General features: G+C 52.7%; 10 protein-coding genes. 5 read left to right on the forward strand and 5 right to left on the reverse strand.

The annotated features are described in order from the left end of the window. The 5 genes from ACO08I_RS16225 to ACO08I_RS16245 all read right to left on the reverse strand — a co-directional run bounded on the left by ACO08I_RS16225 (position 1) and on the right by ACO08I_RS16245 (position 6,997). Positions 1-1,011, reverse strand: a complete 1,011-nt coding sequence (locus ACO08I_RS16225; RefSeq protein WP_282775930.1) for a histone deacetylase family protein — start codon at positions 1,009-1,011, stop codon at positions 1-3. Between the two features lie 60 nt (positions 1,012-1,071). Further along, complete coding sequence (locus ACO08I_RS16230; RefSeq protein ID WP_421946488.1) at positions 1,072-2,940, reverse strand: CBS domain-containing protein; 1,869 nt, start codon at positions 2,938-2,940, stop codon at positions 1,072-1,074. A 67-nt stretch (positions 2,941-3,007) separates the two neighbouring features. Continuing rightward, complete coding sequence (locus tag ACO08I_RS16235) at positions 3,008-3,862, reverse strand: universal stress protein (protein WP_282775934.1); 855 nt, start codon at positions 3,860-3,862, stop codon at positions 3,008-3,010. 33 nt (positions 3,863-3,895) lie between these two features. Then, a complete protein-coding gene (locus tag ACO08I_RS16240; protein ID WP_282775936.1) occupies positions 3,896-4,261 on the reverse strand; it encodes a hypothetical protein in 366 nt (121 codons plus the stop codon). A 117-nt stretch (positions 4,262-4,378) separates the two neighbouring features. Beyond that, positions 4,379-6,997 carry a DUF5686 family protein gene (locus ACO08I_RS16245; RefSeq protein WP_421946489.1) on the reverse strand — a complete coding sequence of 873 codons (2,619 nt, stop codon included), beginning with the start codon at positions 6,995-6,997 and terminating at the stop codon, positions 4,379-4,381. Between the two features lie 269 nt (positions 6,998-7,266). Here ACO08I_RS16245 and ACO08I_RS16250 point away from each other — a divergent pair, with 269 nt between their 5' ends. The 5 genes from ACO08I_RS16250 (at position 7,267) to ACO08I_RS16270 (ending at position 12,399) form a co-directional block, all read left to right on the forward strand. Beyond that, positions 7,267-7,590 carry a hypothetical protein gene (locus tag ACO08I_RS16250; protein ID WP_282775940.1) on the forward strand — a complete coding sequence of 108 codons (324 nt, stop codon included), beginning with the start codon at positions 7,267-7,269 and terminating at the stop codon, positions 7,588-7,590. Positions 7,591-7,625: 35 nt separating this feature from the next. Continuing rightward, entirely contained in the window at positions 7,626-9,503 is a 1,878-nt protein-coding gene (gene mutL / locus ACO08I_RS16255) for a DNA mismatch repair endonuclease MutL (RefSeq protein ID WP_421946490.1), read from the forward strand. 48 nt (positions 9,504-9,551) lie between these two features. Then, positions 9,552-10,223 carry a rhomboid family intramembrane serine protease gene (locus tag ACO08I_RS16260; RefSeq protein ID WP_282775943.1) on the forward strand — a complete coding sequence of 224 codons (672 nt, stop codon included), beginning with the start codon at positions 9,552-9,554 and terminating at the stop codon, positions 10,221-10,223. 123 nt (positions 10,224-10,346) lie between these two features. Then, positions 10,347-11,294: a rhomboid family protein gene (locus tag ACO08I_RS16265; RefSeq protein WP_282775945.1), complete on the forward strand. Its 948-nt coding sequence runs from the start codon at positions 10,347-10,349 to the stop codon at positions 11,292-11,294. A 55-nt stretch (positions 11,295-11,349) separates the two neighbouring features. After that, positions 11,350-12,399, forward strand: coding sequence for an endonuclease/exonuclease/phosphatase family protein (locus ACO08I_RS16270; protein ID WP_421946491.1), 1,050 nt, complete (start codon positions 11,350-11,352; stop codon positions 12,397-12,399). Positions 12,400-12,503: the final 104 nt, after the last annotated feature.

A 12,503-nucleotide genomic window follows, 5' to 3' on the forward strand; every position in this document is an offset into this window, starting at 1 on the left:
TTAGAATTTCCAGTAAGAACGTAAGTTGCCCATCACGGCGTGCACGTAGATTTCGAAAGTTTCCCAAACGCGCATGCCGGAGAGCGTTTCTTCCTCGTGGTAGGGCTTGTCGAGCCCGTTCATGCCAGCCAGGAAGTTGAACAGGCAACGGGGCATTTCATCAGTATTGTACCCGCCCTCCAGTGTGGCAAACATATTGCTGAAGCGTTTGCGCAACCGCTGCCCGAGTTTGTAGTAGAAGCCGGATGAGGCTTTCAGATCGAGCAGCATATCGCGCTGATGCATGTCGAAGCCGGCAGAAAGAGCCAGCACATCGGGCTGAAATTGCTCGATAATGGGAAAGAAGTAATCCAGGGTTTCGCTCAGGATATCATCTGCAGAGCCGGGCGGCAGGGGTACGTTGATGTTGAAGCCTTTACCTTTGCCCACACCAATCTCTTCGACGAAGCCGTGCCCGGGATAGGCCGGGTATTGGTGCATCGACCAGTACAGGACCTTATCGGTATTGTAAAAAATCTCAGAAGTGCCATCGCCGAGGTGCCCGTCGAAGTCGAAGATTGCCACCCGTTTGCCTTCTTCCACCAGCCGCTGTGCAGCCACCGCCACATTATTAAACAGGCAGAAGCCACTACCCCGGTGGGCGTAAGCGTGGTGCCCGGGAGGACGGACCAGGGCAAATCCATTGGTATCAGAGGCCATGACAGTGGCTCCAACCGCAAACCTTGCCGCTTCAAAACTACCTGGAGAAGTGGGGGTATCCCCATCAAGGGCTTGTCCGAACTCGCAGGCAGACTTAATACTTTTGATATGGTCTTTGGTATGAACCAGCGGCAAAAAAGGGGCCCCGTCAATCAGTTCTGTCTCCGGCAACTCGCCCATCACCTCGAACCGTTTTCTGTTTTCCGGGTGCAGCCCGGTATCGTGCTCCAGCACAACAGGATTATAAATTAGCTGCATAGGTTTCGTATCGGGGTGCGGTGGAGGCGCGAAGGCACCGGATGTAACATTCATAAAAGGTGGTTTTTCGTTTGCGTTGCCGGACGCCCGGGCGCCGGTCTTAAGGTAATAGATTTACCAGAGGTTGCCAAATAATACTCTGAAATCGGAATCTGTAAGCAGGCCAATAAGCTGCCCTTCCCGCTCTACGGGCATACAGCCAATCCGGTGCTGCTTCATCAGCCGGGCGGCTTCCTCCAGAGTAGTCTGTTGGGTAGCCGTGATGAGTTCCCGGGTCATAATCGCACTGACGACTTCGTGATCGTCCACTCCGGCAGCGGCTTCGAGATTGGTACGGGTTACTAGCCCTTTCAGATTGCCGTGGTCATCTTCAATGGGCAGGTGGCGGATCCGTTTCCACTCCATAATAGCTTTGGCCAGCCCAATGGGCTCCTGCTCGTTGAGGGTGTACAAATCGGTTTTCATGACCCGTCCGATGGACGTTGTCTCTTTTTTGAACACGTAGATCTGCGCAGCATCAATATCCGGCCATTCGTGTACCGGGATATCAACCTCCTGCCCCTGAATCATAGCGTCAGTCACTTCCCTCACGGCCACGCCGGCACCGTAACGTTCTCTGAGGTTGCGGAAATTCCTGATGGTCCAGCAGGCGCCATTGGCATGCCCCGCAACCCTCCGCTCAATAATGGACAGGTAGGATGCCGATTGTTCGCTCGTAAACCCGCACCTTTGAAGCCCCTCGGCAGCAAGGGGCAGCAGTTCTTCCAGGATAATCCTGCGGACCGGCCGGTGCTTGCCATTCCAGCCAAGGGAAGCATACAGGCTCGACCGGGCAGCCCGGTAGAAGTTGCTCTTGGCATGCTGAAAAGAAACCGTCTCGTGCAGATTAAGGTATCGAGGGGGCAGCCCTTTCATCAGCCCGACCCAAAAAGCGAAGTTGGCCATTTGGTCTTTAATAGTAGGCCCGGCCGGAATGTACCGGTTTTCCAGCCTCAGGTGGGCCTGCCCATCGTCGCCTACGCCGTAGCAGGGGCGGTTCCAGCTGTAAATAGTGCCATTGTGCAGGCGCAAAGCCCTGAGGTTGGGCGTACGTCCCTCGTCGAGCATTTTCAAAGCATCCTCCTGAATGTCACCGGTGAGGATGAGCGGGAAACGAGTGATATTATCTTTGAATAATTGCACAGGAGAGTCCTGTAACCATTCTCTGCCAAAGTTGACGCGGTTGTGGCGGTCCCTGATTTGATTGGCCGACCGGCGGGTATCAATGCTTTGCTGGAAGAGAGCGATACGGGTCTCGTGCCAAAGCTCCCGCCCAAACAGCAGTGGGGAATTGGCTGTGGCAGCCAGTACTGGCGCAGCGATATACTGTGCCCAGTTGTATGCTTCTGAGAAAGACCGGGGATCAAGCTGCAGGTGCAATTGCCAACTGGTATTGGCGGCCTCATACATAACGGAAGGCAGGGAAGTGGTCAGCTCATCAGCACCATGGATATTAATTTCAAAAGCACCGCCACGCAGCTGGGTCAGCCCCTGATTGAGCACATCAAAACGCTCCAGGGGGGTCATGTGCTCCAGATCAAGGTGTTGTCTGCGTATGGTAGGGAGGATGCCGGTAATAATAGGCTGAATGCCTTGTGGTGCCCCTACTTCTTTAAGTGTTGTGAGCAATGCCCGGAGCTGGTCTTCGGTCTTTTGGAGCGCACTGTTGTTGAGCTCATAAGGCGAAAGGTTGGCTTCAAGGTTGAACTGCCCGATTTCGAAGGTAAAGTCCCTCGGCAAGTCGGGCAACAGGCTAAAAGCCAGAGAGGAAGGCTGACGGGCGGTGTCGACCATACAAAGTTCCTGTTCGGCACCAATACGCTGATGCCCTTTTTCGAACCGGTCTTCTTTGATCATTCGCTCCAGTGCCTGTACGTCCCTGATCAAACTTTGTAAGTAGGCGGCACGATTCTCTGTGGCAGGCTTAACGGCTAGGTCTCCCATGATACAGGGGTTTATATGCGCAGGCCCAGGGCCGGCATGGTTTTTAAGGTTTCAGGTGCAAGTCGGTTTAATGTTTAAGCATGAGCAATGGGATTTTGGAATGCAGAGCCATATTTTTGGTTTCGCTTCGTCGGAACAGCCGGTCCCACCAGCTGTGTTTGGGTACATACATGGCCAGTACGTCGATTTCAAAAGACTGTATGAAGTCTTCCAGCCCATCCGTAACGGTTGCGCCTTCCAGGGAGTGAAAACTAATCTGCAGGGCGGGCGCGTGGTTGTCAAAAAACGTGGATAAGCCTGCGATGTCCAGGGTCTTCTCGACAGAGCTGTCCAGATTGACATGGGCGCACCGGAGTACAGGATGGAAGGGGGCCAGGAGTTTGCCGTACTCCCAGATATGGTACGGGTCTGCGTCACCTAAATTGGTGGCAAAGCCCGCTACGTTGATATCGTGGTAGGAGGCATGCTCCGGCACGACCCATACATGGCAGTCAGTATGCTCTACAACAGCGGTAGTCACACTGCCCCAGAACCGGTCCAGTGCGTTATGCTCGCCGCGGGTGCCCATGACGATGAGCTCCACTTCGTCCCGGCGGGCTACATCTGCAATCAGGCTGGCAGGCGTACCGATTTCCACATCAGAGTTGATTTTGGGGACACCCGACAGCTGCCCGGTGGCGTGCATCTGTGTCAAGCCAATTTCCACAAACTCTTTTATGGCTTCACCGGCTGCAGCGGCTTTCTCCTTGGTGGCCTGAGCTGCCATTACCGGTAAGTCCAGAGCTTCGTATTCCGGATAAATGACATGCAGCAGTTCTATATCCGCTTCGAATTTACCGGCCAGCATGAGCGCATAGCGGAACGCATTCAGAGCAGTGTCGGAAAAGTCTGTAGGTACAAGTATTTTATTGATGGTATCCATGGCTTTTGGTTTTGGTCAGAAAGGGCAAAGGGCTTAACCGTAGTACAAGATGAACCCCAGCAGGCTGATCACAAAGAACAGGCTCAGGCTTAAGGCCAGGCGGGCGGGCCAGTAGCGCCCTCGCTCCGGTGAAATGAGCTGAGTGCCGGCTGTTATAAAACCTGCGAAGGCCAGTATCCAGCCTATGGCAAAGAACCCCAGCAGGAAAGCGATAATACCAGTAATCGAGAGCCATAAGGCGGATTGCCCCTTGAGCTCGATAGCTTCTTCTACCTCAATGGCCATTTTGGGTACACCGGGCTTTGTGCCCGAAGGTGGTGCTAATTCGGCTTTTTCACGTGTGGATGGCGCCTGCTCAGCTACTAATAACATACTGTGGAAAGACAAGCCCTGTTGCATAATATCAGGTTTTAGTACTGTCTTTCAAAACAGCATTATTTCCACGGTATTCCGGATGAGAAATATCAAGCCCGGCCCCTGACTTTTATCACGGGCCGGGCTTAAAACGTGCGTATTTTAGTCGCCGATGCTAAAGGTACCGCCGCTAATACCGGAAGCTATACCCACGAGTATGCCCCAGTCGCGGTAGCCTCCATTGTCAAAACCGGCAACGACTTCTACCCGGAAAAACCGCAGGATGTTGTCCAGGGAATACCCAAACTCATAGTAGGTGCCGGAAGCCGGTGTGGTCAGCACATTGGCAAACAGGTTTTCCTTAATGCCCATCAGGCGGACTTCCAGGAGCTGGGTAGCCAATAGCTTTCTGAACTGATAATGGGCTGAGGCACCTGCAAACCGGTCCATGGTGCTGAACTCGTAGTAGGGCAAACGGCGGTAACTGCCCGCAGGCGTAGCGGTAGTCAGAGTGAGCTGATTCCCCGTAAAGTGACGGTAATCTGCAAAGCCAACGTAGTCGTTGTTGAGGAACAGGCCCGCTTCTGCACGTAGGTCAAGGCGACCGCGCACCCCGATATTCATTTGGTGCTTAATGCCCATTTCAAGATAAGAAAAGTCAGTTTGGCTGCCCTCAATGCCTTCCAGCCCCTGCCGGTAGGTAAGGTGCAGCGTGGGAGAACTGTTTGGGATGGCTTCCCGTTCTCCATTGTAAATTTTATACTTCTGCCAGGGGCGTGCGGTAAGGGTGGCCCTCAGAATAAAGGCGCGCTCTTCTTCTGGCAGGGTACTGCCCAGCTCGCGGCTCACCGGGAAATTAGAGGCGTAAGTCCGGTCGTCGAAGTCGATCCATACCTGCCGGGTTTGATTGTAGAGTTGGTAGCGATTGGCCCACTCTGCCGAGAGGTCGAGGGAGAGGTTTTCCCTGAACTGCTGATGGTGGGACAGCCGCAGGTAGTCCTTCTCATACAAGCGGATGAAGTTGCGGTCAGTGAACAGGTTGACATAGGTGTTGAAGAAAAATCCGATAGGCCGGTCGCCGTTGTAGCGGTGGATATACCGGCCAACATCGACGCCAGTGTAGTGGTCGCCGTAGGAATAACCAATCGCAGCTTTTCCGGTTAACTTCTGCCTTGCAAAAGCATAGCGGGGCGTTAGAATAGCGGAAAACCGGCGGTCGTCCTTTTTATAAGCGTAACCGATATCGGTGTGGAGGCTGAACCCTTCCACAGGGTTGAAGTAGATGCGGGGCAGTAGTGCCGTATGGGAGACCAACTGATTTTCCCCCACTTTATAGGAGCTGCCCAGGAGGATATCGCCCAGAAAGCCAAATTTGCCGCTGTTGCTGTTGGATGCCAGTGAGTCTGTTTCTTCCTCTGCTTTTTCCTTCTTAGCCATGCTGTCTAATTTTTCGTAGCTGCGGGCCTCGATTTCTGTGAGCGGCACCGGCCGTATAGTGGCCCAATAGACCGAATCTTTTTCGTAGGCTGTGGAGTCAATGATGTATTCCCGATTTTCGACCACTTCGGGTTCGTCCTGTTCCTGCTGCTCCTGCCGTTCGTACTCCCGCATGAGCTTCCGGAGTTCTTTCCGGGTGAGTTCTTCGCCGCCGATCAGGCGTTCTTCAGGAGTAGCGACCCCTTCCTCCTTTCGGCTTTCCTTCAGCTGTTCGGCCAGTTCTTTGTTGAGCTTTTCATCAATGACGGTGAAGTCGCCATCCAGGTCAGGATTTAAAGTGATATCATAATTACTGACCGTAGCGAGGTAGCGGTATTCAAAGCCAAAACCGAGGAACCGCCCCTCCACGTCGAATTTATGACTGACAGGCAGCCAGGCTTTTTCTTCAATGGGGGCATAAATTTGCTCGATTTGGAACCGAATGCCCTGCTGCAGGGTGCTCAGATTGAGGCTGTAGATGCTCCACCAGTCCTCCACGATGTAAAGGTACCCTTCAAATGTGCCATCGCCGGCACTGCGGGGGGTGACTTTGATCTTATTGATGCCGTAGCCCCGGTCCATGAAAAAGCCTTCCAGATCAAAGCGGTAGTAAGCAAATGCACGGGGCGAAAGCGGAGAAACAGCACCCGAGATTTCCGGCTCGTAAAAACTGCCGTTGATGTAATTGGTGGGCGAAGTGGACCGGTCGTCCCCATTGGTGTATACCGAGATGACACGCTCACGGAAGGTAGCCGGCCGCTCGTACTCTACGATGCTCACGGATTCGGAGGTGAAGGCGGTGGCAGTATCGAGCCCTTCTTTCTCGAGCGTCCCGCGAAGTAGCCCGGGGATTTTTTTCAGCCTTCCGCTACCCTTGATGTACACTTCAGCAGAGTAGGCATCGAGCTGTTGACGGTGGTAGCTGGCTTTCGCAATCGCCCGGCGCATGATAGTGTAGGCGGGGTTTTCAGCGCCTTCCATGACATCCACGGCCTCTAACTGTACGGGCTGCTCCTGTAGGGATATGTTGAGCAGTTCTATCCGGTTACCAACAACAACAGGCTTTGCTACTGTTTTGTAGCCCAAAAACTGAAATACCAATTGGTAGCTGCCTTTGGGCAGTCTGATTTCGTAGTACCCTTCCTCATTAGTAGTGGTACCGGTGCCCGTTTCCTGAACGAAGATGCTGGCGTAGGAAAGCGGCGCACCGTCCGGGCCGGTCACTTTACCGGATAGCCCCCCGGATTGTGCAAAAAGTACGGCAGTGGAAAAAGTCAAAAGAAAGGTAGTCCATATGAGCTTCATAGCATTGGGTTTGTTCGGTCAATCAGGGTGCAATAACGGCCAGTCAGGATAAGCGCGCACTTCTTTTAGCTGAATGCCTGTATTCTGACGATGAGGCTAACCACCAAAAGTAGGGAACCCTGCATCAGTAACAAATAACTATTTCCGGAATAGGTTTGTTAGTAACATTATTGTATTTTACCAAAAGAGCTGCAGCTAATACGAGTATAAGTGAACCCTGTTTGTTTGTTGCGCTCCGCCGCAGGCTCTTACGAATACACACTGTAATTATGGCGTTTATTAAATTTTCAAAGTTACCGAGGCACCAGCAGTACCAGTATAAGCCCCGCTTTTGGAACCCCGAAAAGGAGGACCTGGAAGAGCGGCTCAAACGGGTGGAAGAGCTGAAAGCCGGTGAGGCAGAAGGAATAAAAGCCCGGTTGTCCGGCAGTTTTCGCCGGGGCTATCAGAAAGCGGAAGACAACCGTTTCCGGCAGCGACAGGTACAGCGCTCCAATTTGGTTTTGCTGGGGGTAATCGCACTGCTGTTACTTTTTTCTTACCTGTTTATCAGCGTATATTTGCCCGAAATAGCAGCAGCTATCGGAGAATAGCAGCTCATTGATGAATAAAACGAGGAGTTCCCCATATGGCTGACCTCATTCAGCTCTTGCCCGATGCTATCGCTAATCAAATTGCGGCTGGAGAAGTAATTCAGCGGCCTGCTTCTGCTGTGAAGGAGATGATGGAAAATGCCATTGATGCCGGCGCCACTGAAGTAAAGCTGGTTATCAAGGATGCCGGAAAAGCGCTGATACAGGTGATTGACAACGGCTGCGGCATGTCTGAAACCGACGCCCGCATGGCTTTCGAGCGGCACGCGACCTCTAAGATCCGGTCGGCACAGGACTTATTCGCCATCCGGACCATGGGCTTCCGCGGCGAAGCACTGGCCTCCATCGCGGCTATTGCGCAGGTCGAAATCAAGACTCGCCGCCATTCCGATGAACTGGGCACCCGCCTGGTCATCGAGGGCTCAGAAATCAAGACTCAGGAGCCCTGCCAATGCCCGCAGGGGACTACGATTTCCATAAAAAACCTCTTTTTCAATGTGCCCGCCCGCCGGAACTTCCTGAAGTCAAACCCGGTGGAAATGCGGCACATCAATGACGAGTTTCAGCGGATTGCGATTGCAAATGCGGACATCTTTTTCTCCCTGCACCACAACGGCAGTGAAATCTTCCATCTGCCTGGAGGAAAGCTCCGGCAGCGCCTGATTGGCGTTTTCGGTAGCCATTCCAATAAAAAGCTGGTGCCGGTAGCCGAAGAAACGGAGGTGCTCCGCCTCAATGGGTACGTGGGCAAGCCGGAGTTCGCTAAGAAAACCCGGGGCGAACAGTACTTTTTCGTCAACAACCGTTACATCAAAAGCAACTACCTGAACCATGCGGTAGTCTCGGCTTACGAAGAACTGCTGCCGACGGGTACCTACCCCCTCTATGTTATTTTCATAGATATTGATCCCAAACGGATAGACATCAACGTGCACCCCACCAAACAGGAGATCAAATTTGAAGATGAGCGCCTGGTGTACAACTACCTCCGCGTATCTGTACGGCATGCGCTCGGGCAGTACAATGTGATGCCGAGCCTCGATTTTGAACAGGATCCGACGTTCAGTCAGCCTGCGCCCATACGGCCACGCCCGGAAGCTCCTACGGGCACGGGCAACGTAAGAACAGGCGGGAGCAGCCCGGCTGCCGGCCATGGGGAAGCGTCTTCCGATGCGGGCCGCCACGCGAGCAACCTCAAGCACTGGCAGGATGTATACGAGGGGCTGGATGAATTCGATTCCGAACCCGAAGTGGAAGCCACGCCGGGGCAGGAGCATGAAGAACCCCTGACGCTGGAGAGCGACTGGAAAGAGGAGCAGGGCAGTACACCGGGCGAGCCGGTGCAGGAAAAGAAAAAGCCCACACAGCTTCACAATAGTTATATCCTCACGCAAATTAAATCGGGTATAATGCTACTCGATCAGCAGGCTGCCCACGAGCGCATCCTTTACGAGCGGTACCTTCATGTACTGTCGCAGCAAAAGAGCACGACCCAAAAGCAGTTGTTCCCACGTACCCTTTCCCTGCCTCCTGCTGATGCAGCGTTGCTCAGGGAACTCCTGGAGCCGATCAATCAGCTGGGTTTCGATATTCAGGAATTCGGAGCCAATACCTTTGTGATCAATGGGGTGCCTGCCGAACTGGCTGGTAAGCAGGACGACCTCAAAACCATAGAATCCCTGCTGGAACAGTACAAGGGCAACCTGGAGCTCAACCTGGGCACTCATGAAAATATTGCAAGGGCCATGGCGCGGAGCGCAGCGATAAAAAAAGGCAAAATGCTGGAGCCCAATGAAATGCAAACCCTTATTGATCAGCTATTTGGGTGCGAAGTACCTTATCTGAGCCCCTCTGGCAAACGATGCTTCATTACCATGGAATTGGAAGAACTGGCCAAACGATTTGAGCAGTAAAGCGTTGTTTAGTTGCTCACAGCCTAATCATCATCTACGCTATTGCCTATGTTCAGAGTAACGGAAGTTGTCAAACACCTGCTCATCATTAATGTCCTGATGTACCTGGGCAGCATGCTGCTGGGAGACCCCTCTCACGGGACCTCCATAGACCTGGTCAATGAGAGGCTAACCGATTTTGCCCTTTGGGGCAGGTACCGGTTAGCGATGTTTTTTCCGACCTCAGACTATTTTCGGCCGTTTCAGATTGTGACGCATATGTTTATGCATGCAGATATCGGGCACTTGTTCTTCAATATGTTTGCGGTGTTCATGTTTGGCCCGCCACTGGAAGATGTTTGGGGGCCCAAGCGGTTCCTGTTTTACTATCTGCTGACCGGGTTCGGCTCTGTATTGCTGCACACCCTGGTACGAGGCGTGGAAATTTACTGGTTTGGAGAGTCTGTTTTTGCCGCAAATGTGCCTTCGCTGGGAGCATCCGGTGCAGTTTTTGGCCTTTTGGTAGGTTACGGTATGTTATTTCCGGACAACCGTATCATGCTGCTGTTCCCGCCCATACCGCTTAAGGCAAAGTACTTTGTGCTCATTTACGCGGGGGTTGAACTATTCATGGGGCTCGGCAATTTAAATACCGGTGTGGCGCACTATGCGCACCTGGGAGGGGCTTTGTTTGGCTTTTTGCTCATCCTGTACTGGCGGAAGTTTGGTTCAAGGTTATGACTTTGGCCTAAAGGCTGGTCAGATTAGTCCCGGGGACTGGACTAAATCAGCAGAAGCTAGTACCTTGTGGGTCCCGGGCTCAAGCAGCTCCAAATATTAATAATTATTTAGAACCGATAATGCATGCTACAGTCAATCTGGGACGATGCTAAACGAGAACTCAGCCGGGGGAACATGATAACCCAGCTGATCATCATAAACGTTGCGGTATTTGTCATCATCAACCTGGTCCGCTTGTTTCTCTTTTTGGGCAATGGTGGGTCCGTACCGGAGTTGTACAGTACAATACTGCACTTCTTTTGTATGTCTTCCGACTGGAAGTTTTTCCTGACGCACCCCTGGGGCATGTTTACCAGTATGTTCCTTCACGAGGGCTTCTGGCATTTGCTCTGGAATATGTTGTTCCTGTATTGGTTTGGGCGTATTGTAGGAGACTTCATTGGCGATCAGCGCATACTGCCGCTCTATCTGCTGGGCGGGCTGACGGGAGCTGTGGTCTTTTTTATTTCTGCCAACCTTTTGCCCTACGGCATGGGAGGGCGCTTTGCCCTGGGCGCTTCTGCCGGTGTCATGGCGATTGTGGTGGCGGCGGGGACCATTTCTCCGGACTACATCATGCGGCTCTTGCTGCTCGGTGATGTCAAGCTGAAGTACATCGTTGCCGTCCTGGTATTTCTGGACCTGATCCTGATTCCTAACGGAGGCAATACAGGCGGCCACTTTGCTCACCTTGGTGGTGCATTTTTCGGCTGGCTCTTTGTCACGCAATTGCGCAACGGCAATGACTTCTCAGAACCTGTCAATAATATTCTGGACCGTATCCGGGACTTCTACGACCGTATAACCTCCGGCAAAAGCAGGAGCCGACGCCCAAAAGTAGTCTACCGCAACCCCAACAGTAAGCGCAGTACGACTTCCCCCCGCGGGCAAGCCGCTTCCGATACAAATAAAGGAAACAGCGGTGCCTACCAGGAAAAACTGGACAAAATACTCGACAAGATCAAAGATTCCGGCTATGACAGTCTGACGAAGGAAGAAAAAGAATTCCTGTTCAATGCCAGCAAGCGCTAGACTCCCGTAGGTAGCACTTATACCTTCTATGCACTAAACACACCCCGAAAGCCCTATGCAAAAGCTGCTAAGATGGTTGAATATTCTGCTGGTGCTGACCACCTTAGTTTGCTTTCTGGCATCAAGGGTAAGCCCAAAGTTTTTTTGGCCGCTTTCGTTTTTCACCCTCCCTTTCCCGTGGTTGCTGTTAGCCAATCTGCTCTTTGTGGTTTTTTGGGCTGCGGTCCGCAAGTATCAGGCCTTTCTTTCAATGGGCTGTTTGCTGCTGGGGTGGACTCACCTGACTAGTTTCGTAGGGCTTAATGTGCCCGGTCCTGCTAATGAAGCTACACTTACCGTAAAAACCTTCAACGTTTACGGATTCCGAAAAGAAGCGGCTACCGGCAAACGCTACACTGCAGAGGAAATGCCCGGGTATTTCCCAACGGAGGGCATTGATGTGCTGTGCTTGCAGGAATTTCCAACCTACTACCCTAAAAACTACTTCATCGACTACTTCAGAAACGAGGCTGGCTTCCAATACGTGCATGCTATCCCTAATGGCGCTTTAGCCATATTTAGCCGCCACCCTATTGAGGAAACCCATACGCACTACTTTGTCAAGCATTTTAATGGCTTTCAATGGGCCGACATCAGGGTGGAGGGAAAGCTGATCCGGGTCTTCAACCTCCATCTGCAGTCCAACGGCGTTTCCGGCATGGCCAATGAAGTGGCCAAGGAGGGCAACCTGCAGGATAAGAAAACCTGGAACAAGGTCAAAGGCATGGCCGGGCGTTTCAAAAGGGCTGAGCAGCGGCGTGTAGAGCAAACGGAAGCTGTGGTAGCAGAAATCCAAAAAAGCCCCCACCCGGTCCTCGTCTGCGGCGATTTTAACGCCACCCCTCAGTCTTATTCCTACCGGCAGTTGTCTCAGGGGTTGAAAGACGCCTTCCGGGAAGCCGGTACCGGCCTGGGCACCACCTACGCTGGCAAGATCCCTGCTTTGCGCATCGACTACCAACTCTACAGCCCTGCCCTGCAGGCCCTCGATCAGGATATCCGTACCGAGCGCCTCTCTGATCACCATTCCGTTGTCGCTTTTTACAAATGGGCATCGGCAGACTAACGTACTCAAAGCCCCCATTCACAAGACCAAAAGGGTAACCGAAGAAAAAAAGCCATATCCCACCCAACGATGGCCTAATTTCGTACGTGAAGGTTTGCACAACG

The organism is Phaeodactylibacter xiamenensis (assembly GCF_965229835.1).
Classification (GTDB): domain Bacteria; phylum Bacteroidota; class Bacteroidia; order Chitinophagales; family Saprospiraceae; genus Phaeodactylibacter; species Phaeodactylibacter xiamenensis.